At 72.8% G+C, this 22,039-nt stretch carries 14 protein-coding genes and 1 pseudogene; 13 read left to right on the top strand and 2 right to left on the bottom strand.

From position 1 onward, the window contains the following. Positions 1 to 91: 91 nt before the first annotated feature. From ACGF5T_RS21435 to ACGF5T_RS21425, 3 genes are all read left to right on the top strand, one after another. The gene (locus ACGF5T_RS21435) at positions 92 to 601 is read left to right on the top strand and encodes a DUF4334 domain-containing protein (protein ID WP_356605458.1); all 510 of its coding nucleotides are present in this window, start codon (positions 92 to 94) and stop codon (positions 599 to 601) included. Then, entirely contained in the window at positions 598 to 1,689 is a 1,092-nt protein-coding gene (locus tag ACGF5T_RS21430; protein ID WP_361015892.1) for an NAD(P)-dependent alcohol dehydrogenase, read from the top strand. The genes ACGF5T_RS21435 and ACGF5T_RS21430 overlap by 4 nt, the downstream gene beginning before the upstream one ends. Positions 1,690 to 1,951: 262 nt before the next feature. Continuing rightward, the gene (locus ACGF5T_RS21425) at positions 1,952 to 3,148 is read left to right on the top strand and encodes a TetR/AcrR family transcriptional regulator (protein ID WP_361015894.1); all 1,197 of its coding nucleotides are present in this window, start codon (positions 1,952 to 1,954) and stop codon (positions 3,146 to 3,148) included. Between the two features lie 156 nt (positions 3,149 to 3,304). Here the strand turns inward: ACGF5T_RS21425 and ACGF5T_RS21420 are convergent, their stop codons facing one another. Then, positions 3,305 to 4,504 (bottom strand): oxygenase MpaB family protein, encoded by a 1,200-nt coding sequence (locus ACGF5T_RS21420; protein WP_356605464.1) that lies wholly within the window; start codon positions 4,502 to 4,504, stop codon positions 3,305 to 3,307. Between the two features lie 185 nt (positions 4,505 to 4,689). Then, complete coding sequence (locus ACGF5T_RS21415) at positions 4,690 to 6,588, bottom strand: NAD-binding lipoprotein (RefSeq protein WP_366766985.1); 1,899 nt, start codon at positions 6,586 to 6,588, stop codon at positions 4,690 to 4,692. A gap of 289 nt (positions 6,589 to 6,877) precedes the next feature. Between ACGF5T_RS21415 and ACGF5T_RS21410 the strand changes: the two genes are divergently transcribed. The 10 genes and pseudogenes from ACGF5T_RS21410 to ACGF5T_RS21365 all read left to right on the top strand — a co-directional run bounded on the left by ACGF5T_RS21410 (position 6,878) and on the right by ACGF5T_RS21365 (position 21,974). Further along, positions 6,878 to 8,908, top strand: coding sequence for an FAD-dependent oxidoreductase (locus ACGF5T_RS21410; RefSeq protein WP_366766986.1), 2,031 nt, complete (start codon positions 6,878 to 6,880; stop codon positions 8,906 to 8,908). A gap of 151 nt (positions 8,909 to 9,059) precedes the next feature. Next, positions 9,060 to 9,953 carry an NAD-dependent protein deacetylase gene (locus ACGF5T_RS21405; protein WP_366766987.1) on the top strand — a complete coding sequence of 298 codons (894 nt, stop codon included), beginning with the start codon at positions 9,060 to 9,062 and terminating at the stop codon, positions 9,951 to 9,953. 265 nt (positions 9,954 to 10,218) lie between these two features. Next, on the top strand, positions 10,219 to 10,863 hold the full coding sequence (locus ACGF5T_RS21400; RefSeq protein WP_356605472.1) for a bifunctional 4-hydroxy-2-oxoglutarate aldolase/2-dehydro-3-deoxy-phosphogluconate aldolase: 645 nt from the start codon (positions 10,219 to 10,221) through the stop codon (positions 10,861 to 10,863). Then, positions 10,860 to 11,813 carry a sugar kinase gene (locus ACGF5T_RS21395; protein ID WP_366766988.1) on the top strand — a complete coding sequence of 318 codons (954 nt, stop codon included), beginning with the start codon at positions 10,860 to 10,862 and terminating at the stop codon, positions 11,811 to 11,813. Before ACGF5T_RS21400 ends, ACGF5T_RS21395 begins: the two co-directional genes overlap by 4 nt. 57 nt (positions 11,814 to 11,870) lie before the next feature. After that, positions 11,871 to 12,588 (top strand): annotated as a pseudogene (locus ACGF5T_RS21390) (FadR/GntR family transcriptional regulator). A gap of 40 nt (positions 12,589 to 12,628) precedes the next feature. Next, complete coding sequence (locus ACGF5T_RS21385) at positions 12,629 to 13,582, top strand: endonuclease/exonuclease/phosphatase family protein (RefSeq protein WP_392888807.1); 954 nt, start codon at positions 12,629 to 12,631, stop codon at positions 13,580 to 13,582. A 120-nt stretch (positions 13,583 to 13,702) separates the two neighbouring features. Continuing rightward, positions 13,703 to 14,713 (top strand): LacI family DNA-binding transcriptional regulator, encoded by a 1,011-nt coding sequence (locus tag ACGF5T_RS21380; RefSeq protein ID WP_392888804.1) that lies wholly within the window; start codon positions 13,703 to 13,705, stop codon positions 14,711 to 14,713. Between the two features lie 319 nt (positions 14,714 to 15,032). Next, positions 15,033 to 19,319: a discoidin domain-containing protein gene (locus ACGF5T_RS21375; protein WP_366769440.1), complete on the top strand. Its 4,287-nt coding sequence runs from the start codon at positions 15,033 to 15,035 to the stop codon at positions 19,317 to 19,319. A gap of 76 nt (positions 19,320 to 19,395) precedes the next feature. After that, positions 19,396 to 20,406, top strand: coding sequence for a LacI family DNA-binding transcriptional regulator (locus ACGF5T_RS21370; protein ID WP_392888800.1), 1,011 nt, complete (start codon positions 19,396 to 19,398; stop codon positions 20,404 to 20,406). 152 nt (positions 20,407 to 20,558) lie between these two features. Next, complete coding sequence (locus ACGF5T_RS21365) at positions 20,559 to 21,974, top strand: extracellular solute-binding protein (protein WP_356611819.1); 1,416 nt, start codon at positions 20,559 to 20,561, stop codon at positions 21,972 to 21,974. The last annotated feature ends 65 nt before the right edge of the window (positions 21,975 to 22,039 follow it).

Below are 22,039 nucleotides of genomic sequence, written 5' to 3'. Positions count from 1 at the left end.
GGACACCGCGCGTCCCGTCCCTCTTCCCCCCTTCCCCCCTTCCCGCCTTCCCCCCGAGACCCTCCGCGACTCCAGCCGAGAGGACACCCGCATGGACCTGCCCGAGGCCCGCGCCCGCTTCCAGCAGCTCAGGAGGGCGGACGGTCGCGTCGCCGCCGCCGAACTCGACGACATCTGGAAGGTGTTGCCCACCGCCCGCCCCGAGGAGATCCTCGGTGCGTGGAAGGGCGGCGAGTTCGACACCGGTCACCCGCTCAACGGCGTGCTGGCGCAGGCCGACTGGTACGGCAAGACGTTCACGTCCGTGCACGACGCCAAGCCGCTGATCTGCCGCGACGCGGAGGGCGCGCTGTACTCCAACCGCGAGCTGGGCCAGGGCGAGGCCAGCCTGTGGACCGTCGAGTTCCGCGGCGAGGCGACGGCCACCATGGTCTACGACGGCAGGCCGGTCCTCGACCACTTCAAGTGGGTGGACGACACCACGCTGATGGGCATCATGAACGCCAAGGGAGTTCCGGCCGAGGGCCCCTACTACTACTTCTTCCTCGAGCGCGCTCCGGAGCCCTCGCACGGGGGCGCACGGGCCGGCGCGGGCTCGTGAGACGCGTCCGCGCGGCGGTCACCGCGGCGCCGGGCGCCCCGTTCGCCGTCCGGGACGCGGACCTGGAGGACCCGCGGCCGGACGAGGTGCTGGTGAGGATGACCGCGGCGGGCGTCTGCCACACCGACCTGGGGATGCGGGACGCCTGGCCCCGCCGGCTCACCCCGATGGTCTTCGGACACGAGGGCGCGGGCCGGGTCGAAGCGGTGGGCACGGAGGTGACGGGGGTCGCACCCGGCGACCACGTCTGCCTCACCTTCGCCAGTTGCGGCGCCTGCGAGCAGTGCGCGGCCGACCAGCCGGCCTACTGCCACGACGCGCGGGCGAGGAACTTCTCCGGCGGCCGCCCGGACGGCACCACTCCGCTCTCCGTCGGCGGCGCACCGCTCCGCGCGGGCTTCTTCGGCCAGTCCAGCTTCGCGACCCACGCCGTCGTCCACGCCCGCGGCGTGGTCAAGGTGCCCGCCGATCTGCCCGCCTCGGTGGCCGCGCCGCTGGGCTGCGGAGGCCAGACGGGCGCGGGCACCGTACTCAACCGGCTGCGCCCCGAGCCGGGCTCCTCGCTGGTCGTCCTGGGCGCGGGCGGGGTCGGCCTCAGCGCGCTGATGGCCGCGGTGGCCGTGGGCTGCGACCCGGTGGTGGCCGTCGACCCGGTCGCCTCCCGCCGCGCCCTGGCCACCGGGCTCGGCGCCGCGGCGGCCCTGGCCCCCGGGGACGGTCTGGTGGCGGCCCTGCACGAGCTGACCGGCGGTGGCGCGCACCACGTCGTCGACACCACCGGCCGTCCCGAGACGGCCCGCCAGGCCGTCGGCGCGCTGCGCCCGCGCGGCGCACTGGCCCTCCTCGGCCTGGGTGGCGAGGTGGCGTTCGACGTGGGGACGCTGCTCGCCAAGGGTGTCCGGGTGCACGGGCTGATCGAGGGGGACTCCGACCCCCGCCGCTTCCTGCCCGAGCTGATCGGCCTGCACAGGCGTGGCCTCTTCCCCCTCGACCGGCTGGTCACCACGTTCCCGTTCGAGGACATCGGCGCGGCCGTGGCGGCCATGGAGGACGGGAGCGTGGTCAAGCCGGTCCTCACCTTCGCCTGAGGCACCGTCCGGTCGCCGGGAGCCGCGGTACCGGGGTGCGCGTCCCGGCCCGCCCTCGGACATCGGCACCGCGTCCTCCGGGCCCCGGACACCGCCCCCTCGCGGAGGCCACCGCCTTGCACCCCCCGCGGGCATCGACACACGCCCCGTAGCGGCCGGCACCGCACCTTCGTGACCGGCACGTGGTGGCCGTCGGGGCGTGCCCCGGGTGGTGCGTGCCGAGGGGGACGGGACGCTGACGGCGTGTGATTGACTGCTGCGCATGGCTCCCGCCTCCCCACCCGCCCGTCCCGGGGCGACCGCCGGTCCGGCCGCGGGCACGCGGCCCCGCAACCGCAAGCAGCTCATCGTCGACGCGGCGGGGCGGGCCTTCAGCGAGCGCGGCTATCACAAGGCGTCCATGGAGGAGGTCGCCGCCGGCGTGGGGATCACCGCGGCCGCTCTCTACCGGCACTTCCCCAACAAGTACGCGCTGTTCGCCGAGTGCGCCCACGTCATGGTGGACCGGCTGGTCGCCGCCCTCGACGAGGTGCCGGCCGAGGCGGCCCTGTCCGAGGTGCTCACCGCCATCACCCGGGTCGCCGTCGCGCACCGCGCTTCGGGCGGCGTGTACCGGTGGGAGGCCCGTTACCTCGACCGTGAGGACCGCCGGCGTCTCGGGGTGAAGTTCGCCCGCCTCGTCGGGCGGGTCGACGAGGCGGTCCAGCGCGAGCGCCCACTGCCCGACGAGCGGCTGCGGGCCATGGCGGCCCTCGGTGCGATCGGTTCCATCTCGATGCACCACACGTCCATCGCCGGGCGGCGGGCCGAGAGCCTGCTGCTGGCCTCCGCGCTGCGGGTGGCGGCGACCGATCCGGCGGCCGGCCGGCCGGCCGCGCAGTCCGTACGGCTGCCGGTCCGGCCGGTGCCGCGCACGCGCCGCGCGGAGATCCTCGCGGCGGCCATCCCGCTGTTCGCCCGGGACGGATTCGCCAACGTCACCAACGGGCAGATCGCCGAGGCGGTGGGGCTGACCCCCTCCGCGCTCTACCGCCACTACCCCGGCAAGGTCGACATCCTGGCCGAGGCCTGCCTCCAGGCGGCGGGACTGCTGGCCCAGGGGGTGGAGCAGAGCCTGCACGAGGTGACCGACCCGCACGACGCCGTCGTGGCGCTGGCGGCGACGTACGTGGCCTACTGCTTCGAGTGCACCGAGCTGAACAGCGTCGCCGAGGCCGAGCTGGCCGGCGTGCCGGCCGACCTGCGGCGGCCACTGGTCCTCGCGCAGCGCAACCACATCGCCGTCTGGGAGCAGCAGGTGCGGCTGACCCGGCCGGAACTGGATCCGCGCCAGGCCCGGGTGCTGGTGCACGCGGGGTTCGGGGTGGTGGTCGAGGCGGGGCGCAGACTGCGGTGGCGGGACAGCCCCGACCATCGTGCGGCCGTGACCGCCCTGGTCGTGGGCGCGCTGGGTCTGTGAACGCCCGTCGCGGCCAGGAGACGACAGGGCGGCGCGGGACGAGGACGGGGCGGCACGCGCGTGAGGCTCTCTCCCGCGCGAGCCACCCCGACGCCCGCCGCCGCCGCTGCCGCTGCCGCTGCACGGGTGCGGGTGCGGGTGGGTCGGACCGTCGGCTCAGCCCCGCCTGTTGCCGGTGGGGATCGTGATGGGGGTGGTCTTCCCCGAGGTCCCCTTGTTGAGGAACAGCATGGCCAGGGCGCGCACGAACTGGTCGAACATGTAGAAGGTGCCGGGCATCACGGGCGAGAGCCCTTCGCGGAAGAGGATGAACGCCGGCCACGCGGTGCGGACCAGGGCCGCCGACGCGTAGTCGCGCTTCAGCCCCAGCCAGTCGCCGACGTCGTCACTGAGGACGTAGCGCACGAACTCGTTCAGGAACCCGCGCGTGACACCGAGGTCGATCTGCGCGGTGAGTCCGAGCAGTTCCTCGGCCAGCGCGATGCCCTCGGTCGACGGCGAGAGGATCGGGGTGAGCAGCTGCGCCGACTGCTTCTCGGCGGCCGCCCAGGTCCGGGGGATGTGCTCGTAGGGCACCCCCAGCAGGTGGACCGCGACCTGCCACGAGTGCAGGAACGCCTCCTGGTCCGCCGCCGGGTACGGGATCCTCCAGTCGAGCAGCTTCCGGTGGACGTAGGTGCCGAGGCTGTGGAAGGTGACCAGGATGTCGGCGGCGCTGATCGGTATGGTCTCGTCGGCGACGGCCCGCCAGTGCGGCGACTGCGGCAGCAGGTGACGGACCGCGGCGTGCACCACGCGGGTCTTGTTGGCGGTGACGACGAACTGGCCCCTGGGCTCGAAGGCGCCCAACTCGGCCAGGTCGTAGCCGAAGGTGAACGTCTTGGCCGCCCGGTCCTGCATGTCGGCGCCGCCCGCCGACCAGTAGACGCTCTTGGCCTCGCGCGGGATCACGGTGCTCATGATGCCGCTGCCGAGGCCGTACAGCATGAAGAGGTACGTGTCCCTGCGCCGGTTGAAGTCGGCGGCGCGGGCCAGTTTGACGGGGTCCGCCCACGAGGGCAGCCGGTTGACCTGCCGCAGGTACGCGGTGAACTCGGCCGGCAGGCCCCCGGGCAGCGGGTCGTCGTTGTTGACCCAGGACGCCCACGCGGTGTTGATCGCCGGCACGTGTCCCTTGTCGAGCATCGAGGCCATCAGCGGATCCGCCGCCTCGTCCCAGATCCACTCCGGACCGGTCCCCGCGGCGGCTCTGCCCGCCGTCCCCGTCGACGCCCACGCCTGGACGGGGTTGGTCACGCCCACGATGCCGAGTGCGACGCCTAGCGACAGGGCCTTTCGCCTGCTGAGGTTCTCCATTGACTTACCTGCTTCCCTGAGGGGACAGATGGTTCCAGGTGCGCTCGCAGACCTGCGATATGCGCGTCCGAGGCGTGATGGCCCTCGCCGCACAGATGTGATTTCCGATTAACATAGCGAGGTGCGTTGCCGTCGGCAATGGTGATGACCGAGGGCTCCTCACCGGCGGTTCGCGCGGCCGTCCGTCAGTCCGCGCCGATGACGACCACTTCGTCCCCGGCCGCCCAGCGGCGCCTCTCGTCCTTGGGCGGATTGATCCGCACTCCGTAGCCGGGGCTCGTCGTCGAGCCGCCCCGGCTCCGGTAGCCGATGGCGCACTCGCCGCGGCGCCGTGCCGCGGCCACCACCGTGGCGAAGGTCGTCTCGCGCCCGGTCGGCACGTAGTCCTCGGCCGGCCGCAGCCGGACCCCCGCGCCGTCCGCGGAGAACAGTTCCTCGAACACCGCCGCCAGGTGCCGGTTCTGGGAGATCTGCGCCATGAGCAGGCCGATGAGCTTGCCGCTGATGATCACGTCGGCTCCCGGGCCGATGGGGGCCAGGGGCCGGTTGCGGTCATCGATCAGTTCGGTGACCACCGGCAGTTCACGCCCGCTGGTCTCCTCCAGCCGGCGCAGCAGCAGAAGGGTGACGAGCGTGCGGTTGTCGGGGTCCTCCGACGGCTGTCCGCGGTCGGGGTCCCGGCCGAGCACGATCACGCTGTCGTAGGAGTGGACGTCCAGGCGTCGCAGGGTCTCCGGGCGGGTGATGTCACCGTGGTGCAGCGTCAGGCTCAGGCCGGTGCCGCCCCCCTCGCCGGACTCCTCCACCTGACGGTCCGTCACCTCGCCGGGCTCCGCCACCACGTCGACGACGGATCCGGGCAGGGCGCGGCGGCGCAACTGGTCGACCATCAGCGGTGCCCGACGGTTCCAGCCGAGCAGGAGGACCCGCTCGGCCCGGGCCGGCGTCGGCGGTCCGGAGGCGATCGCCGCCTCCTCGACCAGCTCCGCGCAGTCGGCCGTCCAGGCCGTGTCGTCGTCCTCGGTGATGACGACGAGCAGGTCGCCCGGGGCGAGGGGCGTCTCGGGCGGCGGGCTCAGCAGCGGGGTACCCGCGCGCACCAGCCCGACCACGCTCGACGTGGGGTACGACAACAGCGCGTCACCGAACGGGCGGCCGGTCAGGGGCCCCGCGCCGACCAGGTAGAACTCGTCGCCGGCGAAGTCGAGGAGTTCCTGGTGGACGAGGGAGAGCCCGGGGCGGCGTGCGGCCTGGACGATCAGCCGGGCGGTGACGGTGTCGCTCTCCAGCACGATGCCGCCCGGCCCGGCGGCGAGACGGGCGGCCAGGCGGTACCGCTCGTCCCGGACGGCGGCGACGACGGGCGGCCGGTGCGCCACCCCCGCCAGGGCCGCCCTGAGCGCCAGCAGCGTCCTGACCACCTCGGCGTCGGCCTCGGGCTCGTCGTGCGGCAGGACCAGCACGACACCGGCCGTGGCCGGGCTGGTCAGGGGAAGCACGGTGGGGTCGGTGGGGGGACCGCTGCGGCAGATCAGCCGGGTACGGCCGGCGGAGCCCAGCTTCGTGCTCAGGGCCTCCTCCATGAGGGTCTTGTCGCGGTCGGCCAGCACCGCCACCGCGGCCCGCCGCTGGTTGGCGTTGGCGGCCACCAGTTCGCTCACCACGGTGAAGACCTGCTCCGACCAGCCCAGGACCACGGCGTGCCCGTGTTCGAGCACGGTGGAACGGCCCCGGCGCAACGCGGTGAGGCGCTCCGTGAGCGCCGTCGTGACCAGGCCGACGAGTGTCGAGACGTACAGCAGGGTGACCAGCGCGAGCAGCACCGACATCATCACCCGCAGCGGCGTGCCCGTCGCCCCGCCCAGCCGCAGGGTCTCCCCGGTGAGCTGCCACACCTCCGCCAGCCGGTCCGCCGGGGACGCCGGCGCGTCGGGGTCGGTCCACACCACCACCGCGCTGGCCGGTACGACGACGGCCAGGCACAGCAAGGCCATCCAGCCGACGAGAGCGGCGGCGCCGCGGGCCAGCGTGCTGTCGAACCAGTAGCGGGCTCTGTCGCCCAACGGAGTGCGCCGCTGCGCCACCCTTCCCCCTCCATCGCGTCGCCCTCCCGCGGGCCGCGTCGGCCTCGCGTACGCGATGTGCCGCGCAGGCCCGCCGGAGTGCACGGCCTCGGTCACACCCGTCGCAGTGTGCGGGACCGGCCACCGCGTCCGACGGCGTTCGCGCGGCGTTCATCCCTTCGGGTCTCCCGGGACCCCTCGCGGCGGCCGACCAGCCATGACGTCAGGGCCCGCCGCCGTTTAGCTCCTTCGTGTCAACGCCGGAGCGAAGGCCGGACGCCCTGGCACGGCCGCCGGTACAAAGGCCGCCATGACCGAAGATCACGCAGCGATGCGTTCAGACGGCGGCGTCTCCCGCAGGAGCTTCGCGGCGGTGGCCGGCGCGGCCACCGCGGCCACCGCCCTGACCGGCGGCGTCGCCGCGGCCCGGCCCGCACCGGCCGCACCGGCCGTCGGTGCCGCCCCCGCAGCGCCCGCCGTCCCTGCCGCCGGACGGGAGACCGACTTCGACCGGTGCCTGGCCGTCGCCCGCGCACTGCTCGTACTGGACGCCGACGACCGCCCGCTGGTCCCGCGCTACCGGAGCGTCCTCCAGAAGGGGCTGCCCGCTCAGCGGCGGACCCGACCGAAGAACGTCCTGGTCGTCGGCGCCGGCCCGGCCGGACTGGTGGCCGCCTGGCTGCTGCGGAACGCGGGCCACCGGGTGACGGTGCTGGAGGCCAACGGCAACCGGGCGGGCGGGCGCGTCAAGACCTTCCGCAGCGGGGGTCACGAGCGCGCCGAGCAGCCCTTCGCCGACCCCCGCCAGTACGCCGAGGCGGGTGCGATGCGCATCCCGGGCAGCCATCCCCTCGTGATGGAGCTGATCGACAGGTTCGGCCTGGAGAAGCGGCGCTTCCACTACGTCGACGTCGACAGCGAGGGACGTCCCGCCCACCGCACCTGGATCCACGTCAACGGCATCCGGGTCCGGCGCGCCGACTACGCCCGTGCGCCCCGGCGCGTGAACCGGTCCTTCGGCGTCCCCAAGGCGCACTGGGACACCCCCGCCGCCGCCATCCTGCGCTCCGCGCTGGACCCGGTGCGCGACGAGTTCAGTCACCTGGACCGCGACGGAAAGCGGGTCGACAAGCCGCTGCCGGAGCGGCTGCGGGGCTGGGCCCGGGTGGTGCAGCGGTTCGGCGACTGGTCGATGTTCCGCTTCCTGACCGAGGAGGCCGGCCTGGACGAGCGGACCATCGACCTGATCGGCACCCTGGAGAACCTCACCTCACGCCTCCCCCTGTCCTTCATCCACAGCTTCACCGGCTCCTCCCTCATCAGCCCCGACACCCCCTTCTACGAGCTGGAGGGCGGCACGGCCGTGCTGCCGGACGCCCTGCTGGAACGGGTGCGCAAGGACGTGCGCTTCGACCGCCGGGTCACGCGCATCCAGTACCACCACCCCGACCGCCCCTCGCCGGACGCCGGCCACGTCCGGGCCAAGGGACCGCACGTATGGGTGGACACGGTCTCAGAGGGCCGCGGCGGCCCCGTCGTGCGCGAGCAGTTCACCGCGGACGTCGCCGTGGTCACGGTGCCGTTCTCCGGGCTGCGCCACGTCCAGATCGACCCGCCGATGTCGTACGGCAAGCGGCGGGCGGTGTGCGAACTGCACTACGACAGCGCGACGAAGGTCCTGCTGGAGTTCAGCCGTCGCTGGTGGGAGTTCGACGAGGCCGACTGGAAAGGGGAGCTGCGGGCCGTCGACCCGGGGCTGTACGACGCCTACCGCACCGGTCGCGCCGCCGACGACGGCAGTCTGCTCGGCGCCCATCCGTCCGTGCCCTCGGGGCACATCACCGCGGGTCAGCGCACCCACTACGCCGCCAACCGCTCGATCACGCGCGAGCAGCCGGAGGCGGTCGACGTCGTGGGCGGCGGCTCGGTGTCGGACAACGCCAACCGGTTCATGTTCCACCCCTCCCATCCGGTTCCCGGCAGCGCGGGCGGCGTGGTCCTGGCCTCGTACAGCTGGGCGGACGACGCCCTGCGCTGGGACTCCCTGGACGACGACGCCCGGTACCCGCACGCGCTCTGCGGCCTCCAGCAGGTCTACGGCCGCCGCATCGAGGTCTTCTACACGGGCGCGGGCCGCACCCAGAGCTGGCTGCGCGACCCCTACGCCTACGGGGAGGCGTCCGTGCTCCTGCCCGGCCAGCACACGGAACTGCTGCCCGCCATCCCCGCCCGCGAAGGACCGCTGCACTTCGCCGGGGACCACACGTCGGTCAAGCCGGCGTGGATCGAGGGGGCCGTGGAGTCCGCCGTGCGCGCCGCGATGGAGATCCACACCGCATGAGCCGAGCGGCGTCCGTCCGGGGCCGCACGGCCGGACGCCGCCCGGGCCGCCCCGGCGACCGCCACCGGGCCGCGCGGGCGCCCCGCGCACCCCAGGGCGTCGGCAGGGCGACCGCGGAAGCGGGTCGCGGCCCGTTCCGTACCCTGGGTGCATGCGCATGCGTCCCACCTTGAGCTGGACCCCGACGGAGGGCCTGCCGCCGGGCACCGCGGACCTGGAACCGGTCGTCGAGGCACTGGGCGCCGGGGGCGTGCTCGTGCTCAGCGGGGCGGGGATCTCCACGGAGTCGGGCATTCCCGACTACCGCGGAGAGGGCGGCAGCCTGAGCAGGCACACCCCGATGACCTACCAGGACTTCACGGCCGGCGCCCAGGCCCGGCGCCGGTACTGGGCCCGCAGCCACCTCGGCTGGCGCACCTTCGGCCGCGCCCGCCCCAACGCCGGGCACCGGGCCGTGGCCGCGTTCGAGCGGCACGGCCTGCTCGGCGGGGTGATCACGCAGAACGTGGACGGTCTGCACCAGGCCGCCGGCGGCGAGGACGTCGTGGAACTGCACGGAAGCCTGGACCGGGTCGTCTGCCTCTCCTGCGACACCCTCAGCCCGCGCCGCGAACTGGCCCGGCGCCTGGAGGAGGCCAACGCCGGCTTCGCACCGGTGGCCGCCGGCATCAATCCCGACGGTGACGCCGACCTGACCGACGAGCAGGTCGGGGACTTCCGTGTGGTGCCCTGCGCGCGCTGCGGCGGCATCCTCAAGCCGGACGTGGTGTTCTTCGGCGAGGCCGTTCCCCCGGCGAGGGTCGAGCACTGCCGGGCGCTGGTCCGCCGGGCCACCTCGCTGCTGGTCCTGGGCTCCTCGCTGACGGTGATGTCCGGGCTCCGCTTCGTCCGCCAGGCGGCGCAGGCAGGGAAGCCCGTGCTGATCGTCAACCAGGACCCGACCCGGGGCGACGGCCACGCCCTCACCCGCGTCGCGCTCCCGCTGGGCGCAGCCCTCACCACCGTGGCCGACCGCCTGGGCGTCCCCGTCGACCCGGCGGCGTAGCCCGGGCCCGGGCGGCGGCAGGCGGCCCCTTGGCAAAACTCACTGATCAACATTTAATCGGGACGTTTGATCGTTCTTCTCCCGACCCGGTTCAGGACCCCCCATGAGGATCACCGCGTCGAGACCTTCGCCGTGCCGGGTCGAGACCGACGAGGGAAGGGCGGCACCCGGACGACTCGCTCGCCGAAGGGTGACGGCCTCGGTACGCCGACGCGCGCCCGGCCGTCCTCCCGCACCACACCGTCCCCTCGCACCGGAGCCCTTGATGGATCTCACCGACTTCACCACCCGTCTGAGCCGCGACCGGCTCGCCGCCATCGTGCGCGGTCGCTCGGCGGACGCCGCCCTGCGCACCGTGCTGACGCTCGTCGAGGAGGGGGTGGGCCTGGTCGAGGTCTCCCTCACCACCGAGGACGCCTGCGGCGTGATCGCCCGGGCGGCCCGCGCGGTGGGCGACGACGCGTTCGTCGGGGCCGGCACCGTCGTCACCCGGGACGACCTGCTGCGCGCCCGGGACGCCGGCGCGACCTGGGTGGTCACCCCCGCCGGCGGCGAGGCGGTCACCGCCGCCGTGCAGGAGCGGCTGCCCGTCCTGGCGGGCGCCCTGACCCCCACCGAGGCCGTCGCCGTCATGGCCGCCGGAGCCACCGCGGTGAAACTCTTCCCCGCCTCGGCCGGAGGGCCCGCCTACCTCAGGGCCCTGCGCGACCCGTTCCCCGACATGCCGCTGGTGCCCGTCGGCGGGGTCGACGCGGACCTCGCGGCGGAGTACCTCGCGGCCGGCGCCCTCGCGGTCGGCGTCGGGTCGCCGCTGGTCGGCGACGCCGCGCACGGCGGGGACCTGGACCTGCTCCGTGACCGGGCCCGCCGGTTCCGCGCGGTGTGCGGCGGACAGGAGCCGGGCGCATGAGGGCCGACGTCCTGACCTTCGGCGAGACGATGCTGTCCCTCCAGACCGAGGGCCCGCTGACCACCGGGAGCCCGGCCCGCACGGCGGTGGCCGGCGCGGAGTCCAACGTCGCCGTCGGCCTGGCCCGCCTGGGCCACCGCGTCTCCTGGGCGGGCCGGCTGGGCGCCGACGAACCGGCCCGCCTCGTCCTGCGCACCCTGCGCGGCGAGGGCGTCGACGTGCGGCACGCCACCACGGACCCCGAGGCGCCCACGGGCGCCCTGATGCGCGAGCGCCTCGCGGGGGACGTCACGCGCGTGCACTACTGGCGGGCCGGATCGGCCGCCTCGCGTCAGCGGCCCGAGCACCTGGCCGCCGCGCTGGCCGAGGGCGCGCGTGTCCTGCACGTCACCGGCATCACCTGCGCCCTGGGCCCCGGCCCGCTCGCGACGGTGGCCGACGCGGTCGCGTACGGGCGCGACCACGGCTGGACGGTGGTGCTGGACGTCAACCACCGGGCACGCCTGTGGGCGGCGGAGGAGGCGGCGCGGGTCCTGCGCCGGCTGCGCGGCGGCATCGACATCGTGATCGCCTCGGACGACGAACTCCCGCTGATCGCCGGCGACGACGACGCGGACGAGGCCGCGCGGGTGGCGGAACTGCTGGCCGCCGGAGCCCGCGAAGTGGTCGTCAAACGGGGCGGCGACGGCGCCGACGCGTACGGTGCCGACGGCCGGCACCTCCACCAGCCCGCCCACCGCGTGCCGGTCGTCGACACGGTCGGTGCCGGGGACGCCTTCTGCGCCGGGTACCTCTCCGGTCTCCTGGACGGCCTGGAACCGGCCGCCCGACTGCGACGCGCGGCCACGACCGGCGCTTTCGCGGTCACCGCACGGGGCGACTGGGAGGGGCTGCCGCACCGCGACGAACTCGCCCTGCTCAACGCCCCGCCCGGCAGCGCCCTACGCTGAGCCCCGGCGAGCACCCGCCGGCCCTCGTCGTCCCGAGTCCACCACCAGGAGATCCGCATGGCGTCCTCCTCCGGCCGGGGCGTGCACGGACAGGTCGTGCACCGGCTGGGCGCGCGCATCGTGGGGGGGCGCCTTCGCCGAGGGCGAGATCCTGGACGTCGGCGCCCTGGGGGCGGAGCTGGACGTGAGCCTGACCGTCATGCGGGAGGCGCTGAAGGTCCTGGCCGGCAAGGGGCTGACGGACGCGCGGCAGCAGCGCGGTACCCACGTCAGGGATCGGGCCCACCGGAACCTCCTGGACGCCGACGTGATCCGCTGGCGGACGGGGACCGGTGACGGCGCCCAGTTGCTGCGCGACCTCGCCGACGTGCGTTCCGTCGTGGAGCCCGCCGCGGCGCGTCGGGCCGCCCTGCACCGGACCGACGCGGACCTGACCGCCCTGCGGGCCGCCCTGGAGGCGCTGGGGCTGGCCCGGTCGGACTCCGCCGCGGTCGTCGAGGCGGACGCGGCCTTCCACCGGGCACTGCTCGCCGCCGGCGGCAACGAACTGCTCGGCCGGATGGGCCTCCTTCTCGAGCCCGGCCTCGGGGAACGCGACCGGCTGGTCCACGCGCACGGCGACGCCGACGACCCCGTGCCCAGTCACCGCGCGGTGCTCGACGCCGTCCGCGACCGGGACCCCGACCGCGCCGAGTCCGCCGTGCCGGCCCTGCTCGCCAAGTCCGCCGCGGACACCGACCAGCTCCTGCCGACCGCAACCCGACCCCCCGGATGACGCGTCCTGGGGACCAAGGACGAGCGGACGGGAACCGACGGTGCGGTGGAGACGGGTGCGGGACGGATCGCTCTGGTCGCGGGGGCGGGTGCCCGCCGGGTTCGCGGTGGTCACGGCGGCTGTGCTGCTGTGCCACGGGCTGGTTCCCAACGCGGTGCTGGGGCTGGGCAGTCTGCTGGAGTCGTTCCTGCCGTGGCTCGGCCTCGCGGTCGTGGTGCTGCTCGTCCTCGCGCTGCTGCGCCGGTCCGCGCTCGCGCTGGTCGCCGCACTGCTCCCCGCGGCCGCCTGGACGTACCTCTTCGGCGCGACGCTCCTGCCCGCGCCCGAGCCGGACGCCGCCGACCTCGTCGTGGTGCAGCACAACGTCAGCGACGAGAACACCGACCCCGCGGGCACGGCCCGGGCCCTGGCCGACGCGGGGCCCGACCTCATCGCCCTCCAGGAGCTGGTCTCCCCCGCCCTCGGTGTCTACACCGAGACCCTGGCCGCGCGCTACCCGTACCGGGCGGTGCGGGGCACGGTGGGCCTCTGGTCGAAGCACCCGCTCACCGACGTCCGGCCCCTGGACATCAAGCCGCGCGGCCTCACGCGGGAGTGGAACCGCGGACTGCGTACGGTGGTCCGAACGCCGCGCGCCGAGATCGCCGTGTACGTCGCGCACCTGCCCTCGGTCCGCGTCGGGGCCGGCGGCCTCGCGGCGTCCCTGCGCGACGAGAGCGCCGGTCTGCTGGGTGACGCCGTAGCGGCCGAGAGGCTGCGCCGGGTGGTTCTGCTGGGCGACCTCAACGGCACGGTGCACGACCGGGCGCTGAAGCCGCTGACCTCGCGGCTGGAGGTGGCCAGGCGGGGGACCGCCCTCAGCTTCCCGGCCTCCTTCCCGCTGGCCCGGATCGATCAGGTCATGGCCCGTTCCGCGACCGTCGGCCACATCCGGACCCTGCCCGCCACCGGCAGCGATCACCTCCCGGTGGTCGCCCGCGTCAGGATCGAGTGACCCCTCGTGACCCTTCGTCACCAGCCGGACCGCGGCGGCACACGCCGCACGACGGAACGTGGCGACCTCGCTCCGACCGACGAGCAAGCCGCTTGCGGGGCTTGCGTTAGCCTTGCGCCTGTGACGCGACGACTTGCTCAGGTGGCGAAGAAGGTCGGGGTCAGCGAGGCCACGGTCAGCCGGGTCCTCAATGGCAAGCCCGGGGTGTCCGAGGCGACCCGGCAGTCCGTGCTGAGCGCGCTGGACGTCCTCGGGTACGAGCGCCCGACGCAGCTGCGGGGCGAGCGGGCCAGGCTGGTGGGGCTGGTCCTGCCCGAGCTGCAGAACCCGATCTTCCCCGCGTTCGCCGAGGTCATCGGGGGCGCGCTGGCCCAGCAGGGGCTGACGCCGGTGCTGTGCACGCAGACCAAGGGCGGCGTCTCCGAGGCCGACTACGTCGAACTGCTCCTCCAGCAGCAGGTGTCGGGCGTCGTCTTCGCCGGCGGGCTCTTCGCCCAGGCCGACGCCCCGCACGACCACTACCGCCTCCTCGCCGAACGCAACATCCCGGTCGTACTCATCAACGCCTCCATCGAGAACCTCGACTTCCCGTGCATCGCCTGTGACGACGCGGTGGCCGTCGAGCAGTCCTGGCGGCACCTCACGTCGCTGGGCCACGAGCGCATCGGGCTGGTGCTCGGCCCCGGCGACCACATCCCCTCCCGCCGGAAGCTGGCTGCCGCGCGGGAGGCGGCGCAGGCCCTGGGCGCCGCACTGCCCGAGGAGTTCGTCGAGCGCTCGATGTTCTCCCTGGAGGGCGGGCAGGCAGCCGCCTCCCGCCTCCTGGAGCGCGGGGTCACCGGCATCATCTGCGCCAGCGACCCCCTCGCCCTCGGCGCCGTCCGCGCCGCCCGCCGACGCGGCCTGCACGTACCCCACGACGTCTCCGTCGTCGGCTACGACGACTCCGCCTTCATGACCTGCACCGAACCACCCCTCACCACCGTCCGCCAACCCATCGAGGCCATGGGACGCGCCGCCGTCGACCTCCTCTGCGCCCAGATCCAGGGCACCGAAGTCCCCCACGGCGAGCTGCTCTTCGAACCGGAACTCGTCGTCCGCGGCTCCACCGCCCAGGCCGCCCCCGAGTAACGGGTCCCTGCCCGCGATCTCCGCGCGTCGCAAATTTCTTGCAGGAACTGGCAGTGGCTTGCGGCCGTCCGACGCGGTCGGCGAAAGTCCCTGATCCAGGCCAGTGCCTGGGCACCCGCATGTCCTCACGCGGACCGACGCGCCCTGCTCGGCGCTGATTCTCCCTGCCCGTCCTGTGGACGACTGGACAGTTCTCTGCAACTCTCTGAGCGCTTTCGCGTAAATGCCGAAGAACTTCAAGTGTCCACCTGATGAGCGCATCCGACTGAGCCGTGCCTCGTGGCCCTGCGGCGCGAGGCGGAGATCGGGGACAGAACAGATGAGAATCCGGAACTGGAGATCGCGTGCCCTGTGCGCCGTGGTCGCCACCAGTCTCCTGGCGCTGGGAGGGCCGCTGCTGTCGGCCTCGGCGGCCGGGGGTCCCAACATCGCCGTGGGGGACCCCGCGTCGGCGAGCAGCTCGCACGGCGAGTACGGCGCGGCCAACGTCACCGACGGCAACCAGGGCACGTACTGGCAGAGCGGCGGCGGCAGCCTGCCCCAGTGGGTCCAGACCGACCTCGGCACCACCGAGCGGATCGACGAGGTCGTCCTGCGCCTGCCCGCCGGCTGGGAGAGCCGCTCCCAGACCCTCTCCGTGCAGGGCAGCGCCGACGGCACCAGCTTCGGCACGCTGAAGGGCTCGGCCGCCTACACCTTCAGTCCGGGGACGGGCAACACGGTCACCGTGTCCTTCCCCGCCACCCGGACGCGCTACGTGCGGGTCGAGATCACCGCGAACACCGGGTGGCAGGCGGCCCAGCTCTCCGAGCTGGAGGTCCGCGCGGCGGACGAGTCGTCCGCGAACCTCGCCGCGGGGCGCACCCTGACGGCCAGCAGTTCCAACGGCCCGTACACGACCGGCAACGGCAACGACGGGAACCGGGCCACCTACTGGGAGAGCGCCAACAACGCTTTGCCGCAGTGGCTCCAGGCCGACCTCGGCTCCTCCCGCCGCGTCGACCGCGTCGTGCTCCGGCTGCCGGACGGCTGGCCCTCCCGCAGCCAGACCCTGAAGCTCCAGGCCAGTGCGAACGGCTCCACGTTCACCGACCTCACCGCGGCCCAGGCCCACACCTTCAGCCCGGCCGGCGGCCAGTCCGCCACCCTCACCTTCGACGCGACGACCACCCGGTACCTGCGCGTCCTGGTGACGGCGAACACGGGGCACCCCGCGGCGCAGTTCTCCGAGCTGGAGGTGTACGGCCCGGCGACCGGTGACACCCAGGCACCCACCGCCCCCGCGAACCTCGCCCTCACCGAGCCCGCCACCGGCCAGATCAGGCTGACCTGGAACCGGGCGACCGACGACACCGCCGTCACCGGCTACGACGTCTACGCCGACGGCGAGCTGCTGACCTCGCTCGCCGGTGACGTGACCACGTACACCGACACGCGGCCGGCCGGGACGACGGTCACCTACTTCGTGCGGGCCAAGGACGCGGCAGGCAACCAGTCGGCCAACAGCAACTCGGTGACCCGGCGCGCCGACACCGGTGACACCCAGGCGCCCACCGCGCCCGCGAACCTCGCCCTCACCGAGCCCGCCGCCGACCGGATCAGGCTGACCTGGAGCGCCTCCACGGACGACCGGGGCGTCACCGGGTACGACGTCTACGCCGACAACCAGCTCCGCGGGAGCGTCGCCGGGGACGTCACCACCTACACCGACACCCAGCCCGCCTCCGCGAACGTGACCTACTTCGTACGGGCCAGGGACGCCGCCGGCAACCGGTCCGGCAACAGCAACTCCGTGACCCGCACCGGCAGCGGAAGCGGATCGAACCTGGCCGTCGGCAAGCCGATCAGCGCCTCGTCCGTCGTGCACACCTACGTCGCCCAGAACGCCAACGACAACAGCACGTCGACCTACTGGGAGGGAGCACCGGGCAGCTATCCGAACACGCTCACCCTGAAGCTCGGCGCCGACGCGGACGTCAGCCGCGTCGTGCTCAAGCTCAACCCGGACGCCGCCTGGTCGAAGCGCACCCAGACCGTCCAGGTCCTCGGCCGGGGACAGGACGCGTCCGGCTTCACCGGGCTGGTGGCCGCCAAGGACTACGTCTTCGACCCGGCGAACGGCGGCAACAGCGTGTCCATACCGGTCGAGGGCCGGGTGGCGGACGTCCAGCTCAGGTTCACCTCCAACACGGGATCGACGGCCGGGCAGGTCGCCGAGTTCCAGGTCATCGGCACCCCCGCGCCGGGCCCCGACCTGGAGGTGACGAAGCTGACCACCTCGCCCGCCTCCCCCGTGGAGTCGGACGCGATCACCGTGTCCGCCACCGTCCGCAACAGCGGTCCGGCCGACGCCCCGGCCGGCGAGGTCGCCCTGCGGCTGGGCGGCACGAAGGTCGCCACCGCCGAGGTGGGTGCCCTGCGGGCGGGCGCCGAGACCACGGTCGGCGCGTCCGTCGGGGCGCGCGAGGCGGGCTCCTACGAACTGAGCGCGGTCGCCGACGAGGCGAACGAGATCGTCGAGCAGAACGAGACCAACAACACCTACACCCGGCCCGAACCGCTGGTGGTCGCGCCGGTCCAGAGCTCCGACCTGGTGGCCGCGGTGACCACCTCGCCCTCCGGCCCGGCCGCCGGCGACGACGTGAGCTTCAAGGTCGCGCTGAGGAACCAGGGCACCCGGGACTCCGCGGGCGGTGGCCACGCGGTCACCCTCACCCTGGTCGGCTCCGACGGCACCACGGTCAGGACCCTGACCGGCACGCACACCGGTGTCATCGCCGCCGGCAGCACGGCCCCCGCCCTGACCCTCGGCCCCTGGAAGGCGTCCAACGGCTCCTACACCCTGAAGGTCTCGGTCGCCGCCGACGCCAACGAACTGCCGGTCAAGCGGGAGAACAACACCTCCACCCAACCCCTGTTCGTCGGGCGCGGCGCCAACATGCCGTACGACATGTACGAGGCGGAGGACGGCACGGCCGGCGGCGGCGCGAAGGTGGTGGGCCCCAACCGCACCGTCGGCGACCTCGCGGGCGAGGCCTCCGGACGCCGGGCCGTCCACCTCGACGCGACGGGCGAGTACGTCGAGTTCACCACGAAGGCCGCCACCAACACCCTGGTGACGCGCTTCTCCATCCCGGACGCTCCCGGCGGCGGGGGCATCGACTCCACGATCAACGTCTACGTCGACGGCGTCCTGAAGAAGGCGCTCCCGCTCACCTCGAAGTACGCCTGGCTGTACGGGAACGAGGCCGCGCCCGGCAACTCCCCCGGCGCCGGCGCGCCGCGCCACATCTACGACGAGGCGCACCTCATGCTCGGCGAGACCGTCCCGGCGGGCAGCCGGATCCGGTTGCAGAAGGACGCCGCGAACACCACCCACTACGCCATCGACTTCGTCAACCTGGAGCAGGTCGCGGCGGTTCCCAACCCCGACCCGGCGGCGTACACGGTGCCGGCCGGCTTCACGCACCAGGACGTGCAGAACGCGCTCGACCGGGTCCGCATGGACACCACCGGCAAGCTGGTCGGCGTGTATCTGCCGCCCGGCGACTACCAGACGTCGAGCAAGTTCCAGGTGTACGGCAAGGCGGTGAAGGTCGTGGGCGCGGGACCCTGGTTCACGAAGTTCCGCGCGCCCTCGACACAGGACAACACCGACATCGGCTTCCGGGCCGACGCGAGCGCGAAGGGCTCGTCGTTCGCGAACTTCGCCTACTTCGGCAACTACACCAGCCGCATCGACGGGCCGGGCAAGGTGTTCGACTTCTCCAACGTGTCGGACATCGTGATCGACAACATCTGGAACGAGCACATGGTGTGCCTCTACTGGGGCGCCAACACCGACCGGGTCACGATCAAGAACTCCCGGATCCGCAACATGTTCGCCGACGGCGTCAACATGACCAACGGTTCGACCGACAACCTCGTGTCCAACAACGACGCCCGGGCGACCGGTGACGACAGCTTCGCGCTGTTCTCGGCGATCGACGCGGGCGGCGCGGACATGAAGAACAACCTCTACGAGAACCTGACGACGACGCTGACCTGGCGCGCCGCGGGTCTGGCCGTCTACGGCGGCTACGCCAACACCTTCCGCAACATCCACATCGCGGACACCCTGGTCTACTCGGGCATCACGATCAGCTCCCTGGACTTCGGCTATCCGATGAACGGCTTCGGCACCGATCCGACGAGCTTCGAGAACATCTCGATCGTGCGGGCCGGCGGGCACTTCTGGGGCGGCCAGACCTTCCCCGGCATCTGGGTGTTCTCGGCGTCCAAGGTGTTCCAGGGCATCCGGGTCACCGACGTGGACATCGTCGACCCGACCTACAGCGGGATCATGTTCCAGACGAACTACGTGGGAGGCCAGCCGCAGTTCCCGATCAAGGACACGGTCTTCACCGACGTCTCCGTCACGGGCGCGCGCAAGAGCGGTGACGCGTTCGACGCCAAGTCCGGTTTCGGTCTCTGGGCCAACGAGATGCCCGAAGCGGGGCAGGGGCCGGCCGTCGGCGAGGTCACGTTCAACGGGCTGAGGCTCGAGGGCAACGCCGTGGACGTCCGGAACACGACGTCCACCTTCAAGATCATCCGCAATCCGTAGTCCGACGCGTTCTCCTGTCGGGCAGTTCAACGATTGGCGCAAGCTCCTTGCAGGAGCTTGCGCTAGTCTTGCATTCGTGACGCGACGACTTGCTCAGGTGGCGAAGAAGGTCGGGGTCAGCGAGGCCACGGTCAGCCGGGTCCTCAATGGCAAGCCCGGGGTGTCCGAGGCGACCCGGCAGTCCGTGCTGAGCGCGCTGGACGTCCTCGGGTACGAGCGCCCGACGCAGCTGCGGGGCGAGCGGGCCCGGCTGGTGGGGCTGGTCCTGCCCGAGCTGCAGAACCCGATCTTCCCCGCGTTCGCCGAGGTCATCGGGGGCGCGCTCGCCCAGCAGGGGCTGACGCCGGTGCTGTGCACCCAGACCAAGGGCGGCGTCTCCGAGGCCGACTACGTCGAACTGCTCCTCCAGCAGCAGGTGTCGGGCGTCGTCTTCGCCGGCGGGCTCTTCGCCCAGGCCGACGCCCCGCACGACCACTACCGCCTCCTCGCCGAACGCAACATCCCCGTCGTACTCATCAACGCCTCCATCGAGAACCTCGACTTCCCGTGCATCGCCTGTGACGACGCGGTGGCCGTCGAGCAGTCCTGGCGGCACCTGGTCTCCCTCGGGCACGAGCGCATCGGGCTGGTGCTCGGCCCCGGCGACCACATCCCCTCCCGCCGGAAGCTGGCTGCCGCGCGGGAGGCGGCGCAGGCCCTGGGCGCCGCACTGCCCGAGGAGTTCGTCGAGCGCTCGATGTTCTCCCTGGAGGGCGGGCAGGCAGCCGCCTCCCGCCTCCTGGAGCGCGGGGTCACCGGCATCATCTGCGCCAGCGACCCCCTCGCCCTCGGCGCCGTCCGCGCCGCCCGCCGACGCGGCCTGCACGTACCCCACGACGTCTCCGTCGTCGGCTACGACGACTCCGCCTTCATGACCTGCACCGAACCACCCCTCACCACCGTCCGCCAACCCATCGAGGCCATGGGACGCGCCGCCGTCGACCTCCTCTGCGCCCAGATCCAGGGCACCGAAGTCCCGCACAGGGAACTGCTCTTCGAACCGGAACTCGTCGTTCGGGGATCGACGGCACAGGTGGCCGCCCGATAGCGAGAACCTCAACATCTTCAACGGGCTGTCGAGCAATTACGAAATCAGCGCGAGATATTGCGTTCACTTGTTCACGGTGGTTGAGTGTGCGGCGCCCCACAACGCATCGGCGGTGGGGCGCCTTCCTCGTTCATGCCCGAAGGGGACCACCCATGAGAAGTGCTCGGTTCCGCCGTACCCGCCGTGCCGGCGCCATCACGCTCGTCTCCGCTCTCACCCTGACCGCTCTGGCCGCCTGCGGCACGAGCAGCAGTGATGACGGCGGCGGTTCCGAAGGCGGCAGCGGGTCCTCCGACCCGGCCGCTCCACTGGACCCGAAGACCAAGGTGACGATCACCATCGACTGCATGCCCCCGGCGGCGAAGGCGGCCGAGCTGAAGGAGTGGAAGGAGGACGTCAAGGCGTTCAACAAGATCTACCCGAACGTCACCATCGACGGCCGCTCCACCCCGGGCCAGTGTCTGGAACCGCCGCGCTTCACCGCGATGCTCAAGGCCAAGTCCCAGCCCGACGTCTTCTACACGTACTTCACCGACCTGCCCCAGGTACTGGACAACGACGGCGCCGAGGACATCACCGCGTACGTCAACGACAAGACGGTCCCCGCGCTCAAGGACATCGACCCGAACGTCATCGGTCAGCTCAAGCACGCCAACAAGCTCTACGGGCTCCCGGAGAGCAACTACACGATGGGACTGCTGGTCAACCGGGGGCTCTTCGAGAAGGCCGGCCTCGACCCGGACAGCCCGCCGCGTACCTGGGCCGAGGTGCGCACCGCAGCCGAGAAGATATCCGGCCTGGGCGACGGCATCGCCGGTTTCGGCGAGTACAGCGCCGGCAACACCGGCGGCTGGCACTTCACCGCGCAGATGTACAGCCTCGGCGGCGAGGTCGTCGACGAGAGCGGCAGGAAGGCGGCGTTCAACGACGCGATCGGCAAGCAGGTCGCCGAGAACCTCCACGCCATGCGCTGGGAGGACGAGAGCATGGGCAAGACCCAGCTGCTCAAGTGGGGCGACCTCCAGAAGCAGATCGCCACCGACAAGCTCGGCATGTTCCTCGCCGCGCCCGACGACATCACGTACATGGTGCAGCAGCTCGGCGCCGACTACGAGAACTTCGGCATGGGGCCGATCCCGGGCACGAAGAACACCCTCGCCGGCGGCAACGGCTACATGATCAAGAAGGGGATCTCCGCCGACAAGATCAAGGCGGCCGTCGCCTGGCTGAACTTCAAGAACCTCACCGTCGGCAAGGGCCAGTTCGACTGGGCCCGCAAGAAGGCCGACAAGCTGCCGGTCGGGCTCCCCCAGCCCAACTTCTGGCTGAACGGGTCGAAGACCGAGGACGACGCGGCCCGCATCGAGCACGCCACCATGCCGGTCGCGAACTTCAAGGCGTTCATGGACGCCCCGGTCCCGGGCAAGGCCGAGCCGCCGAAGGCCCAGGAGGTCTACAAGGTCCTGGACAACGTGATGTCCGGCCTCCTCACCAACGAGGACGCCGACATCGACAAGCTGCTCTCCACCGCCGAGCAGCAGGTCGACCAGGTCCTGGCCACGCAGTGACCGGCTCCCTCGGGGGGCGGGCCGCACCGCCCCCCGGGGCCCATGAGATCAGTCCCAAGGAGCGA

The sequence above is a fragment of the Streptomyces sp. NPDC047853 genome (assembly GCF_043204535.1).
Taxonomy (GTDB): domain Bacteria; phylum Actinomycetota; class Actinomycetes; order Streptomycetales; family Streptomycetaceae; genus Streptomyces.
The sequence above is the reverse complement of the archived record's forward strand: the minus strand, read 5'-3'. Positions and strand labels throughout refer to the sequence as shown.